This window comes from Kribbella caucasensis, assembly GCF_004361855.1.
Taxonomy (GTDB): domain Bacteria; phylum Actinomycetota; class Actinomycetes; order Propionibacteriales; family Kribbellaceae; genus Kribbella; species Kribbella caucasensis.
The window spans coordinates 330,690-356,094 of sequence record NZ_SNWQ01000006.1; the positions used below are offsets into that span (position 1 = coordinate 330,690).

Sequence of the window (25,405 nt, forward strand, 5' to 3'; positions counted from 1 at the left end):
CAGAGGGGCGCAGATGTCTGCTTCGTACGACGCCACCGCGGTCGCGGCCCTGGCGGATGAGCGGGTGAGCTGGCAGGACAAGGCGCTCCCGCCGGCGTTCTGGGGGCGGACCGTCGCCGACGTCCTGGCCGACAAACCACGGCTGTCGAACCTGCCGACCCCGCTGCTCACCCTGTCCGCCCCCGGCCTCGAGCACAACGTCGCGACCATGGCCCGCTGGTGCGCCGAGCACGGTGTCGAGCTCGCACCGCACGGCAAGACCACGATGGCCCCCGCGCTCTGGGCCCGGCAGCTCGACGCGGGCGCGTGGGCGATCACGCTGGCGAACGGGTTCCAGCTCGGCGTTGCCCGCGCGTACGGCGTGCACCGGGTGATCGTCGCCAACTCGCTGATCTCGCCGCTGCAGCTCCGCTGGATCGCCGACCAACTCGCCGCCGACGAGACGTTCGAGGTCCTGGTCTGGGCCGATTCGGTCCGCACGGTCGAGCAGTTGGAGGCCGCCCGGGCCACACACGTCCAGCCCGGCGCGCGCCCGCTCGACGTACTGGTTGAGGTCGGCGGAGATGGTGGTCGTACGGGTGCTCGGTCGGCCGAGACCGCTTTGGCCGTCGCGCAGGCGATCGCCGCGGCGTCCACTTTGAGGCTGGCCGGAGTCGCGGGCTACGAAGGCGCCATCGCTCGCGGCGCCGACGAGGCCGGGCTCGAACACGTCCGGGCGTACCTGCGCCAACTGGCCGCGGTCCACGTCCGCCTCGCCGAGGACGACCTGTACGACGCTGACGTGGTGCCCGTGGTCAGCGCCGGCGGCAGCGCGTACTTCGAACAGGTCGCGCAGGTGCTCGGCCCGCTCGCTGAGACCGGCGCCCGCGTGGTGCTCCGGTCGGGCGCCTACATCACCCACGACGACGGGACGTACCGACAGGTCTCCCCGCTCGGCTCGCACCCCCGGACCGACGGCGATCGCCTCATCCCCTCGATCCACGGCTGGGTCCGGATCACCTCCCAACCCGAACCAGGGCTGGCCATCTTCGACGCGGGCAAACGTGATCTCCCGTACGACGAGGGACTGCCCGAGCCCCAGTTGCTCCGGCCCCGCACCCCCGGCGAATCACCTCGAACCGTGGCCGGTCTGACGGTGCCGAAGATGAACGACCAGCACGGATTCCTCCGCTTCGACCCGACAGGTGAGGCGCCGGTGGTGATCGGCGACGAACTCCGGGTCGGCCTGTCGCACCCGTGTACGGCGTTCGACAAGTGGGGCCTGATCCCGGTGATCGACGACCCGGACGCCGATGATCCGGTCGTCGTCGACCTCGTCCGCACCTTCTTCTGAGTCCGCACCTGCTGAGGATGGCCTTGACCGACTTGCTGATCACCGGCGCGACCGTGCTCGACGGCACCGGCGCTCCCGGCGTACGGGCTGATGTAGCCGTCACCGGCGGCCGGATCATGGCTGTGGGCAACAACCTGGGTACGTCGGACCGGGTGATCGCGGCGGACGGATTGGTCGTGTCGCCCGGGTTCATCGACATGCACGCGCACTCCGACGTGCAGATCCTGGCGAATCCGGACCACACCGCGAAGGTCAGCCAGGGCGTCACGCTCGAGGTGCTCGGCCAGGACGGGCTGTCGTTCGCCCCGATCGACGACCCCACCCTGGCCGCCCTCCGACGCCAGATCGCCGGCTGGAACGGGGAACCGGACGACTTCGACTTCTCCTGGTCGACCGTCGCCGGCTACCTCGGCCGGCTGGATCAGGGCATCGCCTGCAACGCGGCGTACCTGGTCCCGCAGGGGACGCTCCGGATGATGGTCGTCGGCACCGAGAACCGCCCGGCCACCGCCGCCGAGATCGACGAGATGAAGCGGCTGCTCGTGGCAGGCCTTGAACAGGGCGCGGTCGGGATGAGTAGCGGCCTCACCTACACGCCCGGCATGTTCGCCAGCACCGACGAACTGATCGAGCTGTGCAAGGTGGTCGCGGCGTACGGCGGGTACTACAGCCCGCACCAGCGCTCGTACGGCGAGGGCGCGCTGGCCGCGTACGACGAGATGGTCGAAGTGGCCCGTCAGTCCGGCTGCGCGTTGCACCTGACCCACGCGACCATGAACTTCGAGCCGAACGAGGGCCGCGGCGGCGACCTGCTCGCGCTGATCGACAAGGGCCTGGCCAGTGGTGTCGACATCACCACCGACACCTATCCGTACCTGCCCGGGTCGACCACGCTCGCGGCGATCCTGCCGAGCTGGACCGCTGAAGGTGGTCCAGACGCGCAGCTCGCGCGACTGCAGGACGCGGACGACCAGGCCAGGATCATCCGCGACATGGAGCAGATCGGTTCGGACGGCTGCCACGGCTGCGTCACCGACTGGAACACGGTCGAGATCGGCGGGGTGAAGAACCCGGCGCTCGAAGGGGCCGTCGGCAACACCATCGCCGCGATCGCCGCCGGCATCGGCAAGCCGCCGGCCTGGGTGTTCTTCGACCTGTTGGTCCGGGACAACCTGGGGACGACGATCCTGCACCACGTCGGGCACGAGGAGAACGTCCGGACGATCATGCGGCACTCCACCCACACAGGTGGATCCGACGCGATCCTGGTCGGCGGCAAACCCCATCCGCGGGCCTGGGGGACGTTCCCGCGGTACCTCGGGCGGTACGTCCGCGAGCTCGGGGTACTGGAGCTCGCCGACTGCATTCACCACCTGACCGGGCGACCGGCTCGCCGGCTCGGACTGACCGATCGGGGGTTGGTGCGGGAGGGATACCACGCCGACCTGGTGCTGTTCGATCCCGTGACCGTGCGGGATACGGCGACCTTCGAGGATCCATGCCGGCAGGCCGAGGGAATCCCGTACGTCTTCGTCAACGGGGTCCCGGTCATCGACGACGGCCGCCGTACCGATGCCCTGCCAGGCCACGCCATCCGTCGTGCCGGTGAATACCCGGGCCCCGCCGTCCGCAGTACAGATGCAGCGAAAGGAATCGTATGAACACGATGGAGCTGCTCCGGGCCGATCGGGTGCTGAGCGTGGTCCGCGCGCCGGAGATCAGTGACGCGCGCGACCTGTGCGCCGCACTCGTTGCCGGCGGCATCCATGTGGTCGAGCTGACGTTCACCACCCCGGATCTCGCCCGCCACCTCGAACGAGCCGCCTCCACCGCCGCCGAGACCGGAGCCGTGGTCGGCGCGGGCACCGTCCAGACCGGCGCCCAGGCCACGCAGGCCGTCGATGCCGGCGCTCAGTTCCTCGTCACTCCTGGCCAAGGACCCGAAGCCGCTGCCATCGTCGAGGTCGCCCACGGGGCAGGCGTCCCGGTCGCGCTCGCCGCCTTCACCCCGTCCGAGGTGATGACTGCGCTGGCGTTGGGCTCGGATGCGGTCAAGATCTTCCCCGCTCACCACCTCGGCCCGAGATACCTGAAGGACCTCAGCGGCCCCTTCCCCGGCGTTCCCCTGCTCCCATCCGGCGGCATCAACGCCTCCAATGCCCGGGCCTTCCTCGACGCCGGCGCCCTGGCCGTGAGCGCCGGCACCGATGTCGTCTCCCCCGCCGACGTGACAGCGGCCCGCTGGTCCGACATCACCACCAAGGCCGCCGCATTCGTCACCGCCCTCGGCTAACCAGCGATCAGCTCGAGCACCGGCCCCTCGTGGAGGGCGGTGTAGACGCGGTCGCGGAGTTCGTTGGCCTGGGCGTCGGTCAGGGTGCGGTCGATCGGCCGGAGCACCAGTCTGATCAGGACGTTGCGTTGACCTGGGGTGAGCTGGAGACGTTCGCGGGCGGCCTCGGGGAGTTCGTCGTACGGCGTTTCGGAGCGGACCTCGACGGATTCGGCCGCGTCCGCATCGGTGCCGAGGGCATCCCGAACACGATCGCCGAGGACTTCCGCCGATACGTCGACATCCGGGCCGACCACGACGGACAAGTCGCGCCGTACTGCGGGCATCGCGGACACCGGCTTGTACGGCGACAGGTCAAGCAGCTGGTCGGCCACCCGGGGATCCGTCGAGCGGAGCAGCCGGATGTCGCGGATTCCCTTGCGGAGCATGAGTAATCGGTCGAGACCAGGGCCCATCGCGAGACCGGTCCAGCTCTCGTCGAGGCCCGCGCGGCGTAGTACCGGCGGGGCGGCGACACCACATTCGCCGATCTCGATCCACTGGTCGTCGAGCAGGACGTCGATCTGGCGGCCGTGGGTCGTGTACGGGTGGACCGCGGGGATCGGCCGGTACGTCCGGCCGGGCAGGACCGTCTCGACGACGCGGGCGATCAGCTCCTCCAACTCGGCCTCACCGAGGACGACGTTGCGGCTGATCCGCCAGAGGTCGAGCTGGTGCGGCGTACCGGTGTGCTGCCAGTCGACCGAGTCGCGGCGGTAGCAGATCCCCGCGCACACCATCAGCACGTCGGACGAGTCGGAGCGGGCGAGCTCCCGCAACGCGGGCGGGATCATCGCGGACGTGTGACTCCGCAGCACCTGATCGGCCGAGGCGTAGCGGGTGTAGCGGGCCTCCCGGGTAACCGCGCCGGCGGCGTACCCGAGGTTGTCGTAGTTGTCGGCGAGCGGGACGACCGGGTGATCCCGGCGAGTCCAGATCTCGGTGTAGGGCCAGGCCTGGGCGAGCGCGGTACGGAGCGAGTCGACGATCAGCTGGATCGCGTGCGGACCCTGACCGGGATCGGCCAGGTCGCGGATGGCGAGGGCGGCGTGCAGTTCTTCGGCGGACAGGACAGCCATGGGAGTCTCCAAGAGGTGAAGAAGCGGGTGCGAGGGACGAAGACACCCCGACCGGCCGCGGTCACCTCAGGAGAGAGCGCAGCAGCAGCTCACCCCGTCGGCACCACTGTGCCGGCCGGGGCGCGAAAATCGCTGCCCGTGCTGCTTCACAAGCCCTACTTTAGCTCGCCGCTCGGGGCCGCGCCGTGGACTTTTGGATGCGAGGATCGGCGGTATGCGATGGATCGACGGGTTGGAAGCGGCCGCGGCCGAGAAGCTGCCGGAGCCGGTGCACCGCTACTACCGGCAGGGGTCCGCAGGCGGGATCAGCGTCGGCGAGGCGGTCGAGGCGTGGAACTCGTACCGCTTTCGGCCGCACATCCTGACCGATGTGTCGCAGGTCGAGCTCGGGACGACGGTCCTCGGCACTCCCGTCGACGTACCGGTGCTGGTGGCGCCGTCGACCCTGCAGCGGCAGGCGGATCCAGCCGGGGAGACGGCGATGGCGGCCGGCGTGGCCGCGGCCAACTCGGTGCTCGGGGTCTCCAGCAACGCCGGTACGCCGTTCGCCGAGATCGGCGCGACCGGGGTGCCGTGGTGGTTGCAGATCTACGTCGTGCGGAACCGCGACATCACCCTGCGGATGCTCGACGCCGCGGTGGAGGCGGGCGCGCGAGCCGTCGTACTGACCGCGGACACCCCGGTCGTCGGCCGCAAGGAGGACGACGGGCCGACGGTGTGGGACGTGATCCAGCCGAGTCACCTGCTCGCGAACATCGATGAGGCCGACTACACCGACGACGATTTCGCGAAAGCGGACGACCTGGGTCCGGACGTGATCGGCTGGCTGGCCGAGCGGACCGGGCTGCCCGTTGTGGTGAAGGGCGTACTGCGCGGCGACGACGCCAAGCGTTGTGCCGACGCGGGCGCGGCCGGGGTGATCGTGTCGAACCACGGCGGCCGGCAACTCGACGGGTCGATCCCGACCGCGTGGGCGCTGCCGGAGGTCGCCGAGTCGCTCGCCGGGACCGGGACCGAGGTGTACGTCGACGGCGGGATCCGGCGCGGTGAACACGTGCTGGCCGCACTCGCTCTCGGCGCCCGCGCGGTGTTCGTCGGCCGCCCGGCCCTGTGGGCGCTCACTGTCGGCGGCGCTGCCGGAGTCACCCGGTTGCTCGGCGATCTCGGCGACGAACTCGACCACGCCCTCCGCCTGATCGGCTGCCCTCGAGTCGACCAACTGTCCCCCGACCTACTGCGGTCGTATCGTTGATCACGGCGTGGCTACCGCGTGGCCGCGCCGTTGCGATGGGGACGCGGAAACGCGAAAGTCCCCGGTCCACGGACCGGGGACTCTCGTGGCTGACGGGGCGAGGCTCAGGCCTCGGCCGGGGCTTCCTCGTTGAGGCCGCGGGTCAGGTTGGGATCAACCTGGACGCCCGGACCCATCGTGGTCGAGAAGACCGTCTTCTTGATGTAGCGGCCCTTCGAGCTGGCCGGCTTGAGCCGCAGGATCTCCTCCAGCGCGGCGCTGTAGTTCTCCACCAGCTGGGCCTCGTCGAACGACGCCTTGCCGATGATGAAGTGCAGGTTCGCGTGCCGGTCGACCCGGAACTCGATCTTGCCGCCCTTGATCTCGGTCACGGCCTTGACCACGTCCGGGGTCACCGTGCCGGTCTTCGGGTTCGGCATCAGACCACGCGGGCCGAGCACCCGGCCGAGCCGGCCGACCTTGCCCATCAGGTCGGGGGTGGCGACGACGGCGTCGAAGTCGAGCCAGCCGTCGGTGACCTTCTTGATCAGGTCGTCGTCGCCGACGAAGTCGGCGCCGGCCTCCCTGGCGGCCTCGGCCTTCTCACCGGTGGCGAAGACGAGGACCCGTGCCGTCTTGCCGGTGCCGTGCGGAAGGTTGACGGTGCCGCGCACCATCTGGTCGGCCTTGCGGGGGTCGACCCCGAGGCGCATCGCGACGTCGACGGTGGAGTTGAACTTCTTGCTGCCGGCGGCTTCCTTGGCCAGCCGGATCGCCTCGAGCGGCGTGTACAGCTTGTCGAAGTCGATCTTCTCCGCGATCGCGCGGTAGGCCTTGCTGCGCTGTGCCATGTCTGTTTCCTCTCTGGGATGTGGTCCGTGGGCGGCGCTTCGCCCTGCCACAACTGCTGTTTCAGCGGGTACTGCGAGAGCCGGTCAGGCCTCGACGGTGATGCCCATCGAACGGGCGGTGCCCTCGATGATCTTCATCGCGGCGTCGATGTCCCGGGCGTTCAGGTCCGGCATCTTGGTGGTGGCGATCTCGCGGACCTGGTCCTTGGTGATCTTGCCGACCTTGTCCTTGTGCGGGACGGCCGAGCCCTTCTGCAGGCCGGCGGCCTTCTTGATCATCTCCGGCGCCGGCGGCGTCTTGGTGATGAAGGTGAAGGAGCGGTCTTCGTAGATGGTGATCTCGACCGGCACGACGTTGCCACGCATGGACTCTGTCTGCGCGTTGTACGCCTTGCAGAACTCCATGATGTTGACGCCGTGCGGACCGAGCGCGGTACCGACCGGCGGGGCCGGCGTCGCGGCGCCGGCCTGCAGCTGCACCTTGACCAGGGCAGCGATCTTCTTCTTCGGAGGCATTCTTTCGGGTCCTTAGACTTTCTGGATCTGGTTGAAGCTGAGCTCGACCGGGGTCTCCCGGCCGAAGATCTCGACCAGCGCCTTGATCCGCTGGGCGTCGGCATTGATCTCCGTGATCGTGGCGTGCAGGGTCGCGAACGGCCCGTCGACCACCATGACCGAGTCGCCCACACCGAAATCGGCGACCTCGACCTTCTTCTTGGCCGCGGTCTTGGTGGGTGCGGCGCCGGTCTCGGCAGCCGCCGCCTCGGCCGCCGCCACGACGGCCGGAGCGAGCATCTTCTCGACCTCTTCGAGGCTGAGCGGTACGGGCTTCTGGCTGTTCCCGACGAAGCCGGTCACCGACGGCGTGTGCCGCACGGTCGACCAGGACTCGTCGGTCAGGTCCATCCGGACCAGCACGTAGCCGGGGAGGACGGTGCGCTTCACCATCCGGCGCTGCCCGTTCTTGATCTCGGCGACCTCTTCGGTCGGCACGATGATCTCGAAGATGTAGTCCTCCATGTTCAGGGAGTTGATCCGGTTCTCCAGGTTGCCCTTGACCCGGTTCTCCATCCCTGAGTACGTGTGCACCACGTACCAGTCGCCGATCTGGGACCGGAGCCGGCTGCGCAGCTCCTCCACCGGGTCGCCCGGCTCCTCCGGCTCGACCTCGACGGCGTCGTCCTCGGCGGCCGCGGCAGCGCCGTCGGCCGAGGAGAAGATCAGCTCGTCGGCGGCCGTCTCCGGCTCGTCGGTGCTGGGAGGCGTGGTCTCGGCGGTCTCGGCGGCGAGCTCGTCGGCGGCGTCGTCGACGTCCTCCGCGGTCACCACCTCGTCGTCCTCGGCCGGGTCGGCCGCGGCGACCACCACGACCGGCTCGTCGTCGGAGTCGTCCTCGTCGGCGACGCCGTCCTCGGCCTCGTCGTCCGCCGAGTACTCCTCGTCGGCCGGGTCCGCGTCGTCGCCCTCGACCAGGGTGTCCTCGTCGTCGATCTCCGCGAACGGGTCGTCGTCATCATCGTCTGCGGCGACGGCATCGTCGTCGGAGTCGTCGAGGCCCGCGAACGGGTCGTCGTCATCGTCGTCGTCCGAGTCGTCGAGGTCGAGATCGAGGGTGAGATCGAGGTCGTCGGCGTCAGCGGACACGTCGAAGTCGTCCTCGTGGTCGAGGACATCGTCGTCGCGCTGGTCGGACACGTTGTACTCCGTCATCTGTGCATCGGGCCGTCGGCTGGTGGGTTCGGCGGGCCCAGCTGGAACTGGTGGTACCTCGGCGGGCTGTTCACCCGGCTCGGTCGCGGGCGGGCCGCGAACTCAGCCGAAGATCTTGAACATCGCCCACCCGAAGGCGAGGTCGAGGACCGACACGATCGCGATGACGAACACCACGAAGGTCAGCACGACCACGAAGTAGGTGGAAAGCTGCTTGCGGGTCGGCCAGACGACCTTCCGGAGCTCGGCGACCACCTGGCGGTAGAAGCGCAGCAGGCCACGGCCCGACTTGCCTTCCGCAGGTTTGCCGGCGCCGGAGGGTGCCGGGGTGCGCGTCTCCGTCACGACCTACCTCTTTCGCTAGCGGCGGCCTGACCAGCCCTGCGCCGGTCAGGATTTGCAGGGCACGAGGGACTTGAACCCCCAACCTTCGGTTTTGGAGACCGATGCTCTGCCAGTTGAGCTAGTGCCCTCTGCAAACATCCCCGGACGCCGCTGAACCTGATCTCGGGCATGCCGGATCAGGGCCATCTACGCCCGGACTAGAAGAGTGTACGGGGTCGAAGCCACCTGGTCGAACTGAGGCTCCAGCCCCGGCCACGCTCCCATCGAGCGCCGTACCGCGACCGGAACCATACCGTCTCCACCTCTGGCCAACGCCCACCACCCCCGCGTTCGTTCCCGGCCGGCCGGGGCCGGGTGGACACCTGCCGGTCATTGGCCGATACCCGGATGTCAGCGGGCGGGCCGGGGTGCCAGGATGGGCCCATGGCTTCCCGCATCTCCGCACGTATCGGTGCAATCAGTGAATCGGCCACGCTCGCGGTCGACGCCAAGGCGAAGGCGCTCAAGGCGGCCGGTCGCCCGGTGATCGGCTTCGGCGCCGGCGAACCGGACTTCCCGACCCCGGACTACATCGTCGAGGCCGCCGTCGAGGCCGCCCGCGATCCGAAGAACCACCGCTACAGCCCGGCCGGCGGCCTGCCGGAGCTGAAGCAGGCGATCGTGGCGAAGACCAAGCGGGATTCCGGCTACGAGATCGAGGCGAGCCAGGTGCTCGTCACCAACGGCGGCAAGCACGCCGTCTACAACGCGTTCGCGACGCTGCTCGACCCGGGCGACGAGGTGCTGCTGCCGGCGCCGTACTGGACCACCTACCCGGAGGCGATCAAGCTGGCCGGCGGGGTCCCGGTCGAGGTGCTCGCCGACGAGACGCAGAACTACCTGGTCACCGTCGAGCAGCTTGAGGCGGCCCGGACGGACAAGACCAAGGCGCTGCTGTTCTGCTCCCCGTCGAACCCGACCGGCGCGGTGGACAGCCCCGAGGCGGTCGCCGCGATCGGCCGCTGGGCGCTGGAGCACGACATCTGGGTGCTCACCGACGAGATCTACGAGCACCTGACGTACGGCGACACCAAGTCGACCTCGATCCCGGTCGCCGTCCCCGAGCTCGCTGACCGGACCGTGGTCCTCAACGGCGTCGCCAAGACGTACGCGATGACCGGCTGGCGGGTCGGCTGGATGATCGGCCCGAAGGACGTCATCAAGGCCGCCACCAACCTGCAGTCGCACCAGACCTCGAACGTCAGCAACGTCGCCCAGCGGGCCGCGATCGCCGCGCTGACCGGCGACCTGAGCGCCGTCGACGAGATGAAGAAGGCGTTCGACCGGCGCCGGCAGACGATGGTGAAGCTGCTGAACGAGATCCCCGGCGTCGAGTGCCCCGAGCCGACCGGCGCGTTCTACGCATACCCGTCGGTCAAGGGGGTGCTCGGCAAGGAGATCAACGGCCGGACGCCGACCACGTCGGCCGAGCTGGCCGAGATCATCCTCGACGACGCCGAGGTCGCGGTCGTCCCGGGCGAGGCCTTCGGCGCCCCGGGCTACCTGCGCCTGTCCTACGCACTGGGCGACGACGACCTCACCGAAGGCGTCAACCGCATCGCCAAGCTCCTGAGCTGATTCCTTCCCCACCCCACCGCCCCGGTCGCTGACCCTGTCTGCCGAATTCGGGCCGTCCACCGCTGAGGTGGGCGGCCCGATTTCTTTCTCAGCCGACTGGATCGGTAACCTTCTGTGATGGCGCCTCGGGATTTGCGGCTGTTGCCCAAGACCCATCTACATCTGCATTTCTCCGGCTCGATGCGGCACCTCACCCTCGTCGAGCTGGCCGACAAGCACGGTGTCCGGTTGCCCGACGCGCTGCGGACCGACTGGCCGCCGGAGTTGTCCGCGGCCGACGAGCGCGGCTGGTTCCGGTTCCAGCGGCTGTACGACATCGCCCGTTCCGTGCTCCGTACCGAGGACGACGTACGCCGCCTGGTCCGCGAGGCAGCCGAGGACGACAAGGCCGACGGATCCCGCTGGCTGGAGATCCAGGTCGACCCCTCGGGGTACGCGAACCGCTTCCACGGCATCACCCCGTTCACCGATCTCGTCCTGGACGCCGCCCGCGACGCGGCACAGTCCACCGGCATCGCAGTACAAGTGGTGATCGCCGCCAACCGCACCCGCCATCCCCTCGACGCACGGACCCTCGCCCGGCTGGCGGCGCAGTACGTCGGCCGTGGCGTCGTCGGATTCGGTCTGTCCAACGACGAACGGCGCGGGACCACGTCGGAGTTCGCCCCGGCGTTCCGGATCGCCCGCAACGCCGGGCTGCTCGCGGTCCCGCACGGCGGCGAGCTCTGCGGGCCCGCGACCGTCCGCACCTGTCTGGACGAGCTCGGCGCGGGCCGGATCGGTCACGGCGTCCGCTCGGTCGAGAACCCCGAGCTGCTGAAGCGCATCGTCGACGCCCAGGTCGCCCTCGAGGTCTGCCCCGCGTCCAACGTGTCGCTCGGCGTCTACCACCGCCCCGAAGAAGTGCCGCTCCGCCAGTTGTACGAGGCGGGTGCCCGGATCGCACTCGGTGCCGATGACCCCTTGCTCTTCGGTTCCCGCTTGGCCGAGCAGTACGAAACGGCCCGCTCCGTCCACGCCTTCACCGACGAGGAACTGGCCGACCTGGCCCGCAGTTCCGTCCTCGCCTCCACCGCCCCCGACGAGGTCCGCAAGACCCTCCTCACCGAGATCGACACCTGGCTCGGCGTCCCCCAAACCGCCCCCACTCCGGCACCGACGTACTGAGCCTTTCCTCCCGCGTCAGGGACCATTGCGTGCGCTGGGTGCCGGGCTTACGTTGCGTTCATGACGCCGACGAAGATCCTGCTGCCTGAGGACGAGTTGCCGACCCGGTGGTACAACGTGCTCCACGATCTGCCGACGCCGCCACCACCGGTGTTGCACCCAGGGACCGGGCAGCCGGTCGGGCCGGACGACCTGGCGCCGCTGTTCCCGATGGACCTGATCCTGCAAGAGGTGTCGCAGGACCAGTACATCGACATCCCCGGCGAGGTGCTCGACGTCTACCGACTCTGGCGGCCGAGTCCGCTGTACCGCGCGCATCGGCTGGAGAAGGCGCTCGACACCCCGGCCCGGATCTACTACAAGTACGAAGGTGTCTCCCCCGCCGGGTCGCACAAGCCGAACACCGCCGTACCGCAGGCCTACTACAACGCGAAGGCCGGCGTCCGGAAGCTGACCACGGAGACCGGCGCAGGCCAATGGGGTACTGCGTTCGCGTTCGCGTGCGCGCAGTTCGGCCTGGAGTGCGAGGTCTGGCAGGTGCGGGCGTCGTACGACCAGAAGCCGTACCGCCGGACGATGATGGAGGTCTTCGGCGCGACCGTGCACCCGAGCCCGTCGGAGCTGACCGAGGCCGGCCGCAAGATCCTGGCCGGCGACCCGGACTCCACCGGCTCGCTCGGGATCGCGATCAGCGAGGCGGTCGAGGTCGCCCTCCAGGACGAGGCGACCCACTACGCGCTCGGCAGCGTGCTGAACCACGTCCTGCTGCACCAGACGATCATCGGCGAGGAAGCGCTGATCCAACTCGCGATGGTCGGCGAGACGCCGGACCTGCTCGTCGGTTGCACCGGGGGCGGCTCGAACTTCGGCGGCCTCGCCTTCCCCTTCATGCGGGAGAAGTGGGCTGGGCGGATGGCCCCGGTGATCCGGGCGGTCGAGCCGGCCGCGTGCCCCTCGCTGACCCAGGGGACCTACGCGTACGACTTCGGCGACACGATCGGGATGACGCCGTTGATGAAGATGCACACCCTCGGCCACGACTTCGTCCCGGACCCGATCCACGCCGGCGGGCTGCGGTACCACGGGATGAGCCCGCTGATCAGCCACCTGTACGAGACCGGCGAGCTCGAGGCCGTCGCCAAGGCGCAGTCCGAGTGCTTCGCGGCCGGCGTACTGTTCGCGCGCGCCGAGGGGATCCTGCCCGCGCCCGAGCCGACGCACGCGCTGGCCGCCGCGATCGAGGAAGCCCAGCGCTGCAAGGAGTCCGGCGAGGAGAAGGTCATCCTCACCGCACTCTGCGGCCACGGCCACCTCGACCTCGCGGCCTACGACGCCTACCTCACCGGCACCATGACCGACCGCGCGTGGGACGACGCCGATATCCAGGCCTCAGTCGCCGCAGCGCTCGAACGCCTTCCGGCCGTCAATTAGAGCCGGCCACGCTTCCACCACGGTTTGGGCTTCTTCGGCACGGCCGCCAGCCAGTCGCCGGGGATCGCCCAGCCGTTGGCGGCCAGCCGGTCGAAGTACTGCTCCTTCAGGCTGTCCGGCAACCAGTACGTCGCCCGGCTCCGATCGACCACCTCGAAGTACGTCGTACGCCGGCCGCGGCTCCACACGGTCGCGGAGCGCGAGCAGTACGCCAGCCGCGTGTAGTCCCAGCGCGCCTGCTCATCCGTCAGGTCGAACCAACGCTCGTACGCCGTGAACGGCCCCGTCTTCGGCAACGGCTCGCGGCCCAGCTCGTCGATCAACTGCCGCACCACGGCCCGGTCGTCCGTCATCTCGTCCGGCAGCAACAGCTGGCGTGGGTCGAGCACGACCTCCTCGACCCACGGCCCGGCCACGTCCAGGAACGTCTCCAGCAACGCGAACGCGACTTCCGCGCGAGCGAAGTTCCCCAGCTCCGCCCGCAGCGTCGTCACCGCTTCCTCGGCCACCCCTGAACCTTAATGGCAGGCGGCGACCTGCAACTCCGGTCGGGCGGACAGGCCGAAGTAGATCCGGGGTGCCCCGTCCAACTGGACGGTGGTCCGGCCGACAGTGTTCACGATCGTTCGCCGCTGACCGATGCAGTCCACCTCAGTCAGCCGGCCGGCGCGTAGTACGAGTGTGGTCTTGGTCGGCCAGTCGTCCTGCCAGGCCTCGGGGTGCGGGTAGTACGGCTGGCCGGGCTCGTGGTCGGCGTTCAGCAGATACCCGTCCTTCCTGGTCCACAGGATCGACATCGGACCAGCCGGGGTGTCGAAGAGCAGGCCCTTCACCTTGTCGTCGACGGCGCCGAAGTCCAGCCAGCGAACGAAGGTCGCCTCCTCCAGCAGTCGCGTCCCGTTGGCGAAGGCGAGCAGCGACGGCTTGGCGCTGGTGTCGCGGTTCATCAGCCCGAAGTGGTACTCCGGATTGGTAGGCGAGGCCTCCTGCGGGTGATGGATCGTGGTGTCGTGCAACTGGTACCAGTTGACGCCGTCGACCCCCTCGGCCTTGCACAACGCCATCGTCAGCAGCACGTTCTCGGCCGCCTGCCGCATCGTGTCGTTCCACCAATGGTTCGGACGGGTGCACGCATAGGCCTCGGTGAGCCACAGTTCCTTGCCGCCGCCGTACTCCTCGATCCGCCGCCGGGCCTCGCGCACGCCGCCGAGGAAGTTCCAGTACGACCCGTCGTTGCCGACGATCCACTCGTCCGGTGTCGGCGCGAAGTCGGGGGTGAAGTTGCCGCGGCCCGGGTGGAAGGCGAACACGTCGATCAGGTCCCAGCCGCCGGCCGCGTGGAAGCTGTCGGTCCAGTTGACGTCCATGCCACCGAGACCACAGTTCATCACCTTCACCGTCGAACCGACCTCGGCCAGCCGCTCGACCACCGGGCGCAGGCCGTCCCGGATGTACTCGTCGGCGTGCAGCCCGGACATCCACGGCTGGTTCCGCTCGTTGTCCACCTCGAAGTAGTGCGCACCACTCTGGACCACGGTGTTCACCAGGTCGGCCGCCCAGGTCTTGACCGTCGCTGGGTCCGCACCGAACACCACGTCGCCGTGCTGGATGTTCGGCATGATCCCGAGCGACTCCAGCTCGGCCGGCGGGATGCCCGGCGCACCGTCGTACGCGATCCGCACGGAGGTCACCCCGATCCGCTGCAGCAGGCCGGCCACGTCCTCCTTGCTGGGCTCGAGCAACCACGGGTAGTTGGAGATGCCGAACATCCCGCCGCCCTGATACTCGTACGCCGGGAGGCAGGCCAGCGTCGTCCGGGCGAACGCCTCGTCGGCGCGCACCTCGACGAACACGATCCCGGCCTGCGCCAGCCCGCCGATCGTGATCGTGTGATCGGCACTCTGTCCGGGCGCGAGTGTCTTGCGAACTGTGTCCTCGGCAACCAGCCGGCCACCGAAGTCGCGAGCCGTCCAGCTCAGGTCGACGGTCCGGACAGCAGCCCCGCCGTTCACCACCTGCGCGTGCACGGTCATCGCCTGGCCGGTCTCGGGCCAGACGTTGAAGGGCTGATCGGTCCAGAGATCCACACCGACCGGCCGGGCGACGGCGAGCGCGTTGGCGGCCGCCGGTCGCATCGTGCCAAGGACCAGGTCGGCTTCGTGCACCAGGACTCCGAGGGCGTCGTAGGTGCCGACGATGTGCATCCACGAGGCGGTGGTCCAGGCCGGGCGGCTCGAGGCGAGCCGGAAGAACGCCTGGGTGTCCGCCCACGCCTCGGCGTAGAGGATGCCGTCGTTCGTCTCGTACGGCACCCCGCCGCCGGCATCGCGGTTCCAACGGGTCATCGAAGTCGCCGCTTCGGGCGCCGATGGACTCACCACGGTCCGGTTGAACTGCGAGTTGAGGAACATCTCCGCGGTGCTGGTCGCATCCCAGCGCAGATGGACCCGGTGCGCGGTCACGTCGAAGCGCCCGCGCACGGTGATCCCCGAGACACCAAGGCGGTAGTCGACCTGGATGGCCGGCCGCCCGTCGTCGAGGGTGATCGCCGACGGAGTCCCGCCGTACGTGCGCTGCTGGCCTTGGACGGTGTCCTTCACCATGAACTGCGCCAGCCGGATCCGCTCGATGCCGGCGCCGTCCCGGACCACGATCGTGCCGTCGGAGAGGGCTTCCACCGTGACGCCCTCAGCGCTGATCACCAGGGCAGTCGCTGCGGCGTGGGCGGTTCCGGTCGGTAGCAGGCCGCTGGCGACGGCACCGACCGCGAGGGAGCCTTGGACGAAGGTGCGCCTCGACAAGGCGGAGTGCGACCGGGGCGGCGGGGTGGGGAAGGAATCAAACTCGGACATGCTTCCTCTTTCAGCTGAAGGTGGCGGTCTGGTCGACCGTGTCGGTGAGGCCGTAGAAGATCCGCGGAGCGCCGTCGAGCGTGACGGTGACCTTGCCACCGGCAACTGTTCGGACGACCTCCTGGCCGATGCAGTCGAGCTCGCGGACGGTTGCGCCGGTGGCAGCCAGTACGGCGGTGGTCTTGGTGGGCCAGTCGTCCACCCAGGGATCCGGCATCGCGAAGTACGTGTCGCCCGGGGTGCCGTCTTGGTTCAGCAGGTACCCGTCCTTGCGGGTCCACAGGATCGCGAGCCGCCCACTGGGTGAGTTGAACAGCAGACCCTTGACCTCCGGATCGGAGAAGGTCAGCTCGCGGTCCCAGGTGGCCCGGTCGAGCGCGCGGACGATGGTCGCGAACGCGAGCATCGACGGCTTCGCGCTGAGATCGCGGTTCAGCAGGCCGAAGTGGTACTCGCGATCGGTCGGGTTCGCTTCCTGCGGGTGGTGGATGGTGCTGTCGTTCAGCGTGTACCAAGTGAGCCCGTCAACGCCGTACGCCTTCGCCAGCGCGAGTTGCAGCAGCACGTTCTCGGCGGCATGCCGGTAGGTGTCGGTCCACAACGTGTTCGGCCGGGTCTGGGCGTACACCTCGGTCAGCCAGAGCTCCTTGTTGCCGCCGTACCTCGACATCAGGTTCCGGGCTTCTTGCAGCGAGCCGAGGAAGTTCCAGTACAGGCTGCTGTCCGGCCAGGTCGAGGCCGGCGGGGCGTAGTCGGCAGTGAAGTAGGCGCGTCCCGGGTGATAGGCGAGAACGTCGATGCGGTCCCAACCACCGGCGGCCTCGAGCTGCTCCAGCCACACGTAGTCCAGCCCGGCGGTAGCGGCGTTCATGACCTTGAAGGTGGCCCCCGCCGATTGCATCGCACCACGCAGCGGGATCAGCCCGTCGTTGACGTACGCGGCAGCGTTCTGGACTGGTGCCAACGGATCGTTGAGCTCGTTGCCCGCTTCGTAGTACTGCGCCCCACCGGCCATGCTGAGGCTGACCACGTCGCCGGCCCACTTCTCCTTCGCCGCTGTGGTGCCGCCGATCGGTACGCCGCCGCGCTGAACGTTGTGCTTGATGCCGAGGGCATCCAGTTCGTTCGGCGGGATCCCCGGTGCCGCCGGGATCGTGCCCAGTGCGTAGTGCGCGATCCGGATCCAGCGCATCCCCAGCAACAGCAGCAGGTCTTTGACCGCTTGCTTGGTGGGTTTAAGGAGCCACGGGTAGTTCGCCAGCCCGAACATCGGCTCGGTGTCCTGATAGGTGAACGACGGCAGTACTGAGAGGTTGGTCCGGGCGAAAGCGGTAGCGCCTGCGGTAGTCGCCGCCACCTCCGTGAAGAAGATGCCCTGCTTCGGCGCGGTCAGCTGGTAGTCGCCGTTCCACACCGTCCGAGCCGCGATGGTCGCCGTCCTGGTCTCAGTGACTGGTACGCCGTCGTAGTCCCACGCCGACCAGGTCACTGTCACGAACTTGGACGTCGTACTACCGTTGACGACTTGCGCGTGCAACGTCATCGTCTGACCGGCCGTCTTCCAGAGGTTGAACGGCTGATCGGTCCACACGTCGACGCCCAGAGTCGTCCCGGTCGCCACCACTCCGGCCGAGTGTGGCTGCATCAACCCCAGCACGACGTCGAACTCGGTGACGGCACTGCCGTCCGGCTGCGTGGTTCCCGGCGCGGACAACCAGGTCGTGTCGGTGTCCGCAGGGGCGCTCGCCGCCAGCCGGAAGAAGGCGCGGTAGTCCGGATAGGTCTCGGTGTAGATGACTCCGTCGTTGGTCTCGAACGGGATCCCGCCGCCGCTGTCGCGATTCCACTTCACCAGCGGCTCGAAGGCCTCGGTGCCGGACAGGACGGTTCGGCCGACCTTGAAACTGGACGGTTTCAAGCTGTTCGAGCCACGGACCTCCCAGCGCAGGTGTGCCTTGCGCAACTCCACGGTGAAGATGCCGCGCACCGTCACCGAACCGGAACTGCTATCCATCAAGTAGTCCAGCTGGATCGCCTGCTGACCGCCCGTGAGAGTCACCAGCACCGGCGTCCCGCCGTACGTGCGATGCTCGCCGAGGACCTGGTCGTCGAAGAGGAAGTGGGTGATCTCGATCCGGTCGATGCCGTCACGGTCACGGATCGACAGGGTGCCGTCGGTCTGCCCGATCAAGGTCACGCCATCGGCCGACAGCGTGACTTCAGCCGCGTACGCCGGGGTGCCGGGCAAGGCGGCTGCCCCGGTGACGGCCAGTGTTCCGGCCAGCAGGCCACGGCGTTTGATCAGGTGACGCTGACCACCAGGTTCAGCGTCGGGTTCTTCGGTTCGATGCGGGTCGGACATCGTCACCATCCTTTGAGAGGTTTAGCCTTTGACCCCCGAGAAGCCCAGCCCGGCCACGACGTACCGCTGCAGGACCAGGAAGACCAGTACGGGTGGCGCCAGGGCCATCGCCATCGCGGCGATCAGTTCGTCCAGCGGCGCCTGGTCGGCGAGGTTGACCAGCGCGACGCTGATCGGTTGCCGGGCAGGATCGGTGATCACGACCAGCGGCCAGATGAATTCCTTCCAGCTGTGCATCACCGCGAGCAGGCTGATCACCGCGATCACCGGCCGGCTCATCGGCAGCACGATCCGGGTGAGCAGCTGCCAGGTGCTCGCGCCGTCCACCTTGGCCGCGTCGAACAGCTCCCGCGGCAACGCGTCGAAGAACCGGGTGGCGAGCAGCACATTGAAGGCGTTGGCACCGGCCGGGAGCCAGATCGCCCAATAGGTGTCGAGCAGGTTCACGCCGAGGAACGGGACGTGCAGCACCGTCAGGAACAGGCTGACCAGCGACACGGTGTACGGAACGAACATGGTGGCCAGGATCGCGCCGTACACGTAGCGGCCGATTCGCGGTTTCAGGACCGAGAAGGCGAAGCCCGCGGTCAACGCCACGAACAACTGGACGGCCCACGAGCCGAACACGATCTGCATGGTGTTGGACAGGTACCGGCCCACGCCCAGCTCCGTGAAGGCACTGGCGAAGTTGCCCGGTTCGGGCTCGGCCGGCCACAACCGGAGTGGATTGGAAAGCAGCTCCGGCGGCGGCGACACAGCTCCCTTGATCGTCCAGTAGAGCGGCCCCAGTCCGGCGATCACGAGCAGGAGCAAAGTCAGCACCTGCACCGATCGCAGTGCGGCGAACACCGCCGGCCGCTGCCGGTCGTTGCTGGAGGCAAAGGTCGCCATCGGCTCGTTCATGAGGTGCTCCAGCTGCGGGTCAGCCGCAGGTAGATCGCGGACAGTACGGCGAGGACGATGGCGAGCAGCACCGAGAGCGCGGCCGCCTGGCCGTATTCGCCGTCCTGGAAGGCGTACCGGAAGATCAGCAGCAAGACGGTCACGGTGGAGTTGTCGGGGCCGCCCTGGGTGAAGATGTACGGCTCGGTGAACACCTGGACGGTACTGAGCAACTGCAGGAGCAGGAGCAGGCCGATCACCGGACGCAGTTGCGGAAGCATGATGTGCCAGATCCGCTTCCACATGCTCGCGCCGTCGGTCTCGGCCGCTTCGTACAGCTCGGCCGGGATACCGGTCATCGCCGCCAGGTAGATGAGGACAGCACCGCCCATCCCGGCCCAGGTGGATTCGAGGACCAGGCTGAGCATCGCGGTATCCGATGACTGCAACCACGGATAGGGACCGAGACCGATCTGTCCCAGCAGGGTGTTGAACAGACCTGAGCCGGGGTCGTAGAACCACTTCCACAACAGGATCGCCACCACCGGCGGGATGACCACCGGCAGGTAGACCAGCACCCGGTAGACCCCGGCGCCCCGGCGGATCGTCGACATCACAGCCGCCAGGATCAGCGGGGCCGGGAACCCGATCAGCAGGCCGAGCCCGACGAACAACAGGGTGTTCTGGACGGCCGTGCCGACCAGTGGGTCTTCGGTCAGGGCACGGAAGTTCTCCAGCCCGACCCAGGTCGCGGGATCCACCAGGTTGGTCTGCTGGAAGGAGATCAGCAGCCCGCGGAGGATCGGCCACCACGAGAACAGCCCGAAGATCACCAGCGCCGGAAGGAGAAAGAGCACGCCCACCAACTCCCGGCGGACTCCGGCGGCCCGGCGCCGGCGTACCGGCGGTTCGGGTACGGCCGCCGGGGTCTCGGGCCGGGTCGCCAGGGCTGTGGTCACTTCTGCTCCGCGGCGAGCACCTTGTTGACGTCCGCCTCGGCCTTGGCCAGCAGCGCGGCGATGTCCGCGTCACGCTTGGTCAGAACGGACTGCACGACGGTGTCGAGGATCGTGTAGACCTTCTGCGCCGCGACCGGCGGTTCCGGCTGGAGCTGCAACTTGGCCGTACCGTCCAGCCAGGGCTTGAAGTTCTCCAGCTCGACGTTCACGTACGGCTTGGTGGCGGCGTTGATCTTCTCCTGCTGCGCTGCGCTGAACAGCGGCAGCGTCGGTACGCCGACCGCGGCCTCGGGGTTGGCGGCCAGTTCCTTGGCGCGCTCCGCGGCGACCTGCGGGTCGAACTGCGGCTCGATGTAGGCGAACAGCAACCACTTCACCGCCGCCTCGGCCTTCTCCTTCGACACCGACGCCGGAACCATGAACACGTCCGCGCCGGCCAGCGTGGCGCTCCCGCCCGACTGTGGCAGCGAGGTGATGCCGTAGTCCGCGGTGTTCTTCAGGCCGAACTTCATCTTCGCCAGCCGGTAGGTGCCCGGCGTCCCCATGAACATTCCGATCTGGCCGGCGGCGAACTGCTTGACCACGTCGTCCTGATCGACCAGGTGGTTCTGGCCCATCGCGTTGTCCGACCAGCGCAGCGTCTGCAACCAGGTCAGCGCGCTCTTGGTCGGCTCACTGTTGAACGAGGCAACGTACTTGCCGCCCTGCTCGCTCTCCATCGACCCACCACGCGAGTAGGTGCCCATGGTCAGCTGCCAGCCGCCGGTGTTGCCCTTCGACTCGTGCACGAACCCGGCCTTGCCGGTCTTCTCGGCGATCTGCTTCGCGGCCGCGCGTACTTCGTCCCATGTGGTCGGCGGCTTGTCGGGGTTGAGGCCGGCCTGGGTAAAGAGCTTGCGGTTGTACACCAGCCCTTGAGCGAACGGCGCCAGCGGTACGCCGTACACGTCGCCGGCGCTGTCGCTGAGCACCTTCAGCACCTGGGGATTGAACTCCTGGTAGTGGTTCCAGGACTTGAGCGGACCGGTGATCGGCTGCACCTGCTTGCGCGCGATCAGGCCCGGCGGCTCGGTCAGCGGCGCCTGGATGACGTCCTCGATGCTCTTCCCGGCCAGTTTGGTGGCGAAGGTCAGCGGATCCCACTTGTTCTCGGTGCCCTCGATCTTGATGCCCGGGTTCTGCTTCTCGAACTCGGCGACCAGCCGGTCGAACTGGTCCAGGGCGGCCTTGTCGGTGGGCGACGGCTTGCCCTGGACCCGGAGGACGAGTTGATCGCCGGAATCGCCGTTCGTACTGGGGGTCAGACCGCTGCAGGCGGTCAGCGCGAGACCGGCGAGCAGGCCGGCCGCGACCGCGATTGGGCGCGTCGATAGAGCCATGTGAACTCCAACAGCTTGAAGGGGAACGAGAAGCTTGAAGGACTGAGCAGCTTGAAGAGAGGCCAGGGGTTACGCCGTCGGGGCAGGGCCGGTGGATGCGCGCGGGATCAGGCGAGTCCCGACCTCGACGACCCGAGGGCCGGCCGGTGCGGTGCCTGCCTGCGAGGTGATGGCCTCGACCAGCAGGTCGGTGGCATGGGTGGCCACCTGCTCGGGCGAGATGCGGATGGTGGTCAGCGGTGGGGTGCAGGTGGTGGCGAGCAAGGTGTCGTCGATGCCGATCACGCTCACTTGACCCGGTACGTCGACGCCGAGGTTGTGCAGCTGGTGCAGCACCCCAAGGGCGACCAGATCGTTGTGCGCTACAACTGCGGTGGCCTGGTGGGACATCACCAGCGTGGCGGCGTGCACCCCCGTCTCGAAGCGTGGCTCGTACGGACCGAGCTCCAGCACCGACAGGTCGTGGGCGTCGAACGTCTCGCGGATCGCCTTGCCCCGGCTGTGTTCGGGCCGGGAGCAATTGACGAACACGCAGTTGGTATGGCCGAGCGCGCGCAGGTGCTCGGCGGCCTGGGTGATCCCGGCGGTGAGGGAGATGTCCAGCTCGGAGATGCCCGGCACCCGCCGGTTCACCAGCACGACCGGCAGTTCCCCGGCGAGCTCGAGCAACCGCGGCTCGGGCAGGGTCGAGGCCCACAGGATCAGACCGTCGACCTTCGCGCTGAGCGCCTCGATCGTCTCGAGCTCGTCCGCCTCCCGCTCGTCGCAGTCGGCCACCAGCAGCGTGTACCCCTGCCGGCGGGCCCGGGTCTGCATGGCCTTGAAGATCGGCGGGAAGAACGGGTTGGTGATGTCCGGCAGGATCAGCCCGAGCGTCTCGGTCCGGTCGCCACGCGGCGGCCGGGCGGCCGGGTCCGGCGTGTAGCCGAGCTGGTCCGCGACCTCGAGCACCCGGGCCCGGGTCCGCTCCTTGACCTGCTCCGGCGCGGTGAAGACGCGCGACACCGTCGACGGCGACACTCCTGCCGCGGCCGCGAGCTCCCTGACCGTCACACCCATCGCCGACTCCTTTGCTTTGCTTGCCGAAACAGCGTTGCAACAGTTTCTGACTGTGTCAAGATGTCGTTTCGCCTGTATTTCTGGAGAATCACGGCTTCCGGTAGCTGAACCATGAACTCTGTGTCTAAGCTGTTTCAGAAACAGTCAAAACAGAGTGGGGCGATATGAAGATCACCGGCTGGGAAGTGCTCACCCTGCCCGACCGCGGCGACAGCATGATGCTGGTCGCGATCGACACCGACGAGGGCATCCACGGCCTGGGCGAGGTCGGGATCAGATCGAGGCAGCGCGCGGTCGCCGGCGGTCTCGAGCACCTCGGCGCCCTGATCGTCGGCGAGGACCCGAACCGGGTCGAGCACCTGTGGCAGGTGATGTCCCGCAGCGGCTTCTACCCGGCCGACAGAATCCTGTCCGCGGCGATCTCGGCGATCGACGTGGCGCTCTGGGACATCCGCGGCAAGGCCCTCGGCGTCCCCGTCCACCAGTTGCTGGGCGGTCCGGTTCGCGAGTTCGTGCCCTGTTACGTCCACCTCGGCGACGACATGGCGGACCGGCCGCGGTTCCTCGACCGGTGCCGTGCACTCGTCTCAGCCGGCTGGCGGCATTTGCGGTTCTCGGTCCCGCACGACGACGCCGCCGTCCTGGACGACCGGCGCAGCATGCGGGCCGCGATCGAGTTGTTCTTCCAGGTCCGGGAGGTGGTCGGGGACGAGATCGAGCTCATCCTGGACGTCCACACCCGGCTCGACCCGGCCGAGGCGGTGACGCTGTGCCGGGAGATCGAGCCGGCCCGGCCGTACTTCGTCGAGGATCCGATCCGCGCCGAGCACCCGGACGCCTACCGGATGCTGCGCGCGCGGACCGGCGTACCGCTGGCCGCGGGTGAGCAGTTCGGGTCCAAGTGGGAGTTCGCCCGGCTGGTCGAAGGCGATCTGATCGACTACGCGCGGATCGATCTGGCGATCGCCGGTGGCATCACGGAGGCGAAGAAGATCGCGGCCGCTTGCGAGACCCATTACGTCAAGCTGGCCACGCACAATCCGCTCGGCCCGGTCACGGCTGCATCGTCGTTGCACCTCAACCTCGCCTGCCCGAACGTCGGCGTGCAGGAGCACCAGGCCGAGCCGGATCAGCTGCTCGCGGACCTGTTCACGGTCCGGCCGACCGTCGTACCGGGGCGGGTCGAGCGCTCGGATCTGCCGGGACTGGGGGTGGACATCGATCGGGAGGCGGCCCGGCAGTACCAGGCGAAGGCTCGCGAACTCCCTCACCTGCACCGGCCGGACGGCTCCTTCACCAACTGGTAGTGGGGCAGATTGACGGGGCATCCCGGGGCATCCTGGGGCAACCCGGGGCAGATCGTCCACAACGGCAGTTTTCGTGGCTGCACAGGGTGTTCGCACACTTACAGTTACCGACATGTCAGAGGCCAACGGGTTGTTGCGAGCGGCACGTGAACGCACGCCGTCGCGTCGCGCACCGGGTGAGCACATGTCCCGCGCCGAGCTCGCCGATGCGGTCTGCGCGTGGTTGTGGGAGACGACGGACGTCCGGTACGAACTGGACGGGCACTACATCGCCAAGCTGGAACGCGGTGCGGTGCGCTGGCCAGGCGCGGCGTACCGGTCCGGCCTGCGGTATGTGCTGGACGTTGCCTCCGACAACGAGCTGGGCTTCTACCCGCCCGGCCGGGTGGCGGCGTTCGAGCTGGACCTGACCACGTCGTCCGCGGCCGGGATCGACGACGAGCTGATCGACGCCGGGGACGAGTCGGTCGCGCTGCTCGCGCTGGCCGAGGAGTCGAACGTCGGCGACCTGACCGTCGAGCAGCTGCACGCGGACATCCAGCGGATCGCGCTGAACTACCTCAAGGTGCCGACCAAACCGCTGTTCCTGCGCAGCCGCGCGATCCGGGACCGGGCCTTCCGGTTGCTGGCCGGCCGGCAGGCGCCGAACCAGACGAGAGATCTGTACGCCGCGGCCGGCTGGGCGCTGACGTTGCTCGGCTGGATGTCGGTGGACCTCGGCCGGCCGGACATCGCCGAGAGCCACAACCGGACGGCGTGGGCGTGTGCGGAGGCGGCCGACCACGACGAGCTCCGGGCATGGGTCCGCGCGACCCAGCACACGGCCGCGCTCTGGCAGGACGACTTCGGCCGCGCCGCCGACTACGCCCAGGCCGGGCTGCTGCACGCGACGGGCAGCTCCCGGTTGTTCCTGATCAGCGCGCTGGCCGTCGACCAGGCCCGGGCCGGCCACCTCCGCGTCGCCCGCGAGACGTTGCACCAGGCCAAGAACACCTCGTCTGCGCAGGCCGACTTCGAGCTCGGCGGCCTGTTCCTCTGTACGCCGGAACGCGCCGAGGGCATCTGGTCCGACGTCCATCTGGCCCTCGGCGAAGCCCAGCACACCCTGGATCACGCCGACCACAGCATCAAGCTCTTCGAAGCCGAACCCCACGCCCGCCGCAACGTCGGCTCCGAACGCATGGCCCGACTCCAACAGGTCAAAGCCCACCTGGAACTAGGCCACCCCGACGCCGCCGCCGAAGCCCTCTCCCCCGTCCTCACCACGCCCGCCGAGTACCGCGTCCGCCCCCTGATCCACCGCATCAGCGAAGTAGCCGCGCTGGCCCGCAGCGACCGCTACGCCGACACCCCCGAAACCCGCCTCCTGCACGAATCCATCCGCGAGTTCACCAAACGCCCCCGCCGCCGCCGACGCACCAAGGTCTCGCACTGAGGACCTTGAACACCATCCCGGGACCGCGCACAGTTCGTTTCGCTGTCCGCAGTCCCCGCTTCCTGTTCATGGTC

Annotated in this window: 21 protein-coding genes and 1 tRNA gene; 9 read left to right on the forward strand and 13 right to left on the reverse strand. The window is 68.6% G+C overall.

Going from position 1 to position 25,405, the window contains the following annotated elements; translation table 11 throughout:
- Window positions 1-13: 13 nt before the first annotated feature.
- Genes EV643_RS15325 through EV643_RS15335 form a run of 3 tightly spaced genes read left to right on the forward strand, consistent with a single transcriptional unit; the run spans window position 14 to window position 3,626 of the window.
- Window positions 14-1,333: a type III PLP-dependent enzyme domain-containing protein gene (locus tag EV643_RS15325; protein WP_133800725.1), complete on the forward strand. Its 1,320-nt coding sequence runs from the start codon at window positions 14-16 to the stop codon at window positions 1,331-1,333.
- Between the two features lie 23 nt (window positions 1,334-1,356).
- Window positions 1,357-2,994: an N-acyl-D-amino-acid deacylase family protein gene (locus EV643_RS15330; RefSeq protein WP_202869560.1), complete on the forward strand. Its 1,638-nt coding sequence runs from the start codon at window positions 1,357-1,359 to the stop codon at window positions 2,992-2,994.
- Window positions 2,991-3,626: a bifunctional 4-hydroxy-2-oxoglutarate aldolase/2-dehydro-3-deoxy-phosphogluconate aldolase gene (locus EV643_RS15335; RefSeq protein WP_133800727.1), complete on the forward strand. Its 636-nt coding sequence runs from the start codon at window positions 2,991-2,993 to the stop codon at window positions 3,624-3,626. The genes EV643_RS15330 and EV643_RS15335 overlap by 4 nt, the downstream gene beginning before the upstream one ends.
- Here the strand turns inward: EV643_RS15335 and srmL are convergent.
- Window positions 3,623-4,744 carry a PheS-related mystery ligase SrmL gene (srmL, locus tag EV643_RS15340; RefSeq protein ID WP_133800728.1) on the reverse strand — a complete coding sequence of 374 codons (1,122 nt, stop codon included), beginning with the start codon at window positions 4,742-4,744 and terminating at the stop codon, window positions 3,623-3,625. The genes EV643_RS15335 and srmL overlap by 4 nt on opposite strands.
- Window positions 4,745-4,958: 214 nt before the next feature.
- Between srmL and EV643_RS15345 the strand changes: the two genes are divergently transcribed.
- Complete coding sequence (locus EV643_RS15345) at window positions 4,959-5,996, forward strand: alpha-hydroxy acid oxidase (protein WP_133800729.1); 1,038 nt, start codon at window positions 4,959-4,961, stop codon at window positions 5,994-5,996.
- Window positions 5,997-6,100: 104 nt separating this feature from the next.
- On the opposite strand, the gene rplA is transcribed toward EV643_RS15345, so the two are convergent.
- The 5 genes from rplA to EV643_RS15370 all read right to left on the reverse strand — a co-directional run bounded on the left by rplA (window position 6,101) and on the right by EV643_RS15370 (window position 9,009).
- Complete coding sequence (gene rplA / locus EV643_RS15350; RefSeq protein WP_133800730.1) at window positions 6,101-6,826, reverse strand: 50S ribosomal protein L1; 726 nt, start codon at window positions 6,824-6,826, stop codon at window positions 6,101-6,103.
- Window positions 6,827-6,910: 84 nt separating this feature from the next.
- Window positions 6,911-7,342, reverse strand: a complete 432-nt coding sequence (gene rplK / locus EV643_RS15355) for a 50S ribosomal protein L11 (RefSeq protein WP_133800731.1) — start codon at window positions 7,340-7,342, stop codon at window positions 6,911-6,913.
- A 12-nt stretch (window positions 7,343-7,354) separates the two neighbouring features.
- On the reverse strand, window positions 7,355-8,299 hold the full coding sequence (nusG, locus tag EV643_RS15360) for a transcription termination/antitermination protein NusG (protein WP_370452284.1): 945 nt from the start codon (window positions 8,297-8,299) through the stop codon (window positions 7,355-7,357).
- A 339-nt stretch (window positions 8,300-8,638) separates the two neighbouring features.
- Window positions 8,639-8,881, reverse strand: coding sequence for a preprotein translocase subunit SecE (gene secE, locus EV643_RS15365; RefSeq protein ID WP_133800733.1), 243 nt, complete (start codon window positions 8,879-8,881; stop codon window positions 8,639-8,641).
- Window positions 8,882-8,936: 55 nt separating this feature from the next.
- Window positions 8,937-9,009, reverse strand: a tRNA-Trp gene (locus tag EV643_RS15370).
- A 295-nt stretch (window positions 9,010-9,304) separates the two neighbouring features.
- Between EV643_RS15370 and EV643_RS15375 the strand changes: the two genes are divergently transcribed.
- The 3 genes from EV643_RS15375 (at window position 9,305) to EV643_RS15385 (ending at window position 13,096) form a co-directional block, all read left to right on the forward strand.
- Complete coding sequence (locus EV643_RS15375) at window positions 9,305-10,498, forward strand: pyridoxal phosphate-dependent aminotransferase (protein WP_133800734.1); 1,194 nt, start codon at window positions 9,305-9,307, stop codon at window positions 10,496-10,498.
- Between the two features lie 117 nt (window positions 10,499-10,615).
- Complete coding sequence (locus EV643_RS15380; protein WP_133800735.1) at window positions 10,616-11,665, forward strand: adenosine deaminase; 1,050 nt, start codon at window positions 10,616-10,618, stop codon at window positions 11,663-11,665.
- A 60-nt stretch (window positions 11,666-11,725) separates the two neighbouring features.
- A complete protein-coding gene (locus tag EV643_RS15385; RefSeq protein WP_133800736.1) occupies window positions 11,726-13,096 on the forward strand; it encodes a TrpB-like pyridoxal phosphate-dependent enzyme in 1,371 nt (456 codons plus the stop codon).
- Here EV643_RS15385 and EV643_RS15390 read toward each other — a convergent pair.
- From EV643_RS15390 to EV643_RS15420, 7 genes are all read right to left on the reverse strand, one after another.
- Window positions 13,093-13,605 carry a hypothetical protein gene (locus EV643_RS15390; protein ID WP_133800737.1) on the reverse strand — a complete coding sequence of 171 codons (513 nt, stop codon included), beginning with the start codon at window positions 13,603-13,605 and terminating at the stop codon, window positions 13,093-13,095. The two genes, EV643_RS15385 and EV643_RS15390, sit on opposite strands and share 4 nt — an antisense overlap.
- A 9-nt stretch (window positions 13,606-13,614) precedes the next feature.
- Complete coding sequence (locus EV643_RS15395; RefSeq protein ID WP_133800738.1) at window positions 13,615-15,948, reverse strand: hypothetical protein; 2,334 nt, start codon at window positions 15,946-15,948, stop codon at window positions 13,615-13,617.
- 10 nt (window positions 15,949-15,958) lie between these two features.
- Complete coding sequence (locus EV643_RS15400) at window positions 15,959-18,310, reverse strand: hypothetical protein (protein ID WP_202869561.1); 2,352 nt, start codon at window positions 18,308-18,310, stop codon at window positions 15,959-15,961.
- A 21-nt stretch (window positions 18,311-18,331) separates the two neighbouring features.
- The gene (locus EV643_RS15405; protein WP_202869562.1) at window positions 18,332-19,213 is read right to left on the reverse strand and encodes a carbohydrate ABC transporter permease; all 882 of its coding nucleotides are present in this window, start codon (window positions 19,211-19,213) and stop codon (window positions 18,332-18,334) included.
- Window positions 19,210-20,151, reverse strand: a complete 942-nt coding sequence (locus EV643_RS15410) for a carbohydrate ABC transporter permease (RefSeq protein WP_133800739.1) — start codon at window positions 20,149-20,151, stop codon at window positions 19,210-19,212. The genes EV643_RS15405 and EV643_RS15410 overlap by 4 nt, the downstream gene beginning before the upstream one ends.
- On the reverse strand, window positions 20,148-21,530 hold the full coding sequence (locus EV643_RS15415; protein ID WP_133800740.1) for an extracellular solute-binding protein: 1,383 nt from the start codon (window positions 21,528-21,530) through the stop codon (window positions 20,148-20,150). Before EV643_RS15415 ends, EV643_RS15410 begins: the two co-directional genes overlap by 4 nt.
- A 69-nt stretch (window positions 21,531-21,599) precedes the next feature.
- A complete protein-coding gene (locus EV643_RS15420) occupies window positions 21,600-22,589 on the reverse strand; it encodes a LacI family DNA-binding transcriptional regulator (RefSeq protein WP_133800741.1) in 990 nt (329 codons plus the stop codon).
- Window positions 22,590-22,753: 164 nt separating this feature from the next.
- Here EV643_RS15420 and EV643_RS15425 point away from each other — a divergent pair, with 164 nt between their 5' ends.
- Window positions 22,754-23,896 (forward strand): mandelate racemase/muconate lactonizing enzyme family protein, encoded by a 1,143-nt coding sequence (locus tag EV643_RS15425; protein ID WP_133800742.1) that lies wholly within the window; start codon window positions 22,754-22,756, stop codon window positions 23,894-23,896.
- 112 nt (window positions 23,897-24,008) lie between these two features.
- On the forward strand, window positions 24,009-25,331 hold the full coding sequence (locus EV643_RS15430) for an NsdA family TPR-like regulatory protein (protein WP_238165594.1): 1,323 nt from the start codon (window positions 24,009-24,011) through the stop codon (window positions 25,329-25,331).
- The last annotated feature ends 74 nt before the right edge of the window (window positions 25,332-25,405 follow it).

Coding starts and splice junctions, on each gene's coding strand:
- EV643_RS15325 (WP_133800725.1), top strand. CDS start 14: ATGTCTGCTTCGTACGACGCCACCGCGGTCGCGGCCCTGGCGGATGAG.
- EV643_RS15335 (WP_133800727.1), top strand. CDS start 2,991: ATGAACACGATGGAGCTGCTCCGGGCCGATCGGGTGCTGAGCGTGGTC.
- srmL (WP_133800728.1), bottom strand. CDS start 4,744: ATGGCTGTCCTGTCCGCCGAAGAACTGCACGCCGCCCTCGCCATCCGC.
- EV643_RS15345 (WP_133800729.1), top strand. CDS start 4,959: ATGCGATGGATCGACGGGTTGGAAGCGGCCGCGGCCGAGAAGCTGCCG.
- rplA (WP_133800730.1), bottom strand. CDS start 6,826: ATGGCACAGCGCAGCAAGGCCTACCGCGCGATCGCGGAGAAGATCGAC.
- rplK (WP_133800731.1), bottom strand. CDS start 7,342: ATGCCTCCGAAGAAGAAGATCGCTGCCCTGGTCAAGGTGCAGCTGCAG.
- EV643_RS15375 (WP_133800734.1), top strand. CDS start 9,305: ATGGCTTCCCGCATCTCCGCACGTATCGGTGCAATCAGTGAATCGGCC.
- EV643_RS15380 (WP_133800735.1), top strand. CDS start 10,616: ATGGCGCCTCGGGATTTGCGGCTGTTGCCCAAGACCCATCTACATCTG.
- EV643_RS15385 (WP_133800736.1), top strand. CDS start 11,726: ATGACGCCGACGAAGATCCTGCTGCCTGAGGACGAGTTGCCGACCCGG.
- EV643_RS15395 (WP_133800738.1), bottom strand. CDS start 15,948: ATGTCCGAGTTTGATTCCTTCCCCACCCCGCCGCCCCGGTCGCACTCC.
- EV643_RS15400 (WP_202869561.1), bottom strand. CDS start 18,310: ATGTCCGACCCGCATCGAACCGAAGAACCCGACGCTGAACCTGGTGGT.
- EV643_RS15405 (WP_202869562.1), bottom strand. CDS start 19,213: ATGAACGAGCCGATGGCGACCTTTGCCTCCAGCAACGACCGGCAGCGG.
- EV643_RS15415 (WP_133800740.1), bottom strand. CDS start 21,530: ATGGCTCTATCGACGCGCCCAATCGCGGTCGCGGCCGGCCTGCTCGCC.
- EV643_RS15420 (WP_133800741.1), bottom strand. CDS start 22,589: ATGGGTGTGACGGTCAGGGAGCTCGCGGCCGCGGCAGGAGTGTCGCCG.
- EV643_RS15425 (WP_133800742.1), top strand. CDS start 22,754: ATGAAGATCACCGGCTGGGAAGTGCTCACCCTGCCCGACCGCGGCGAC.
- EV643_RS15430 (WP_238165594.1), top strand. CDS start 24,009: ATGTCAGAGGCCAACGGGTTGTTGCGAGCGGCACGTGAACGCACGCCG.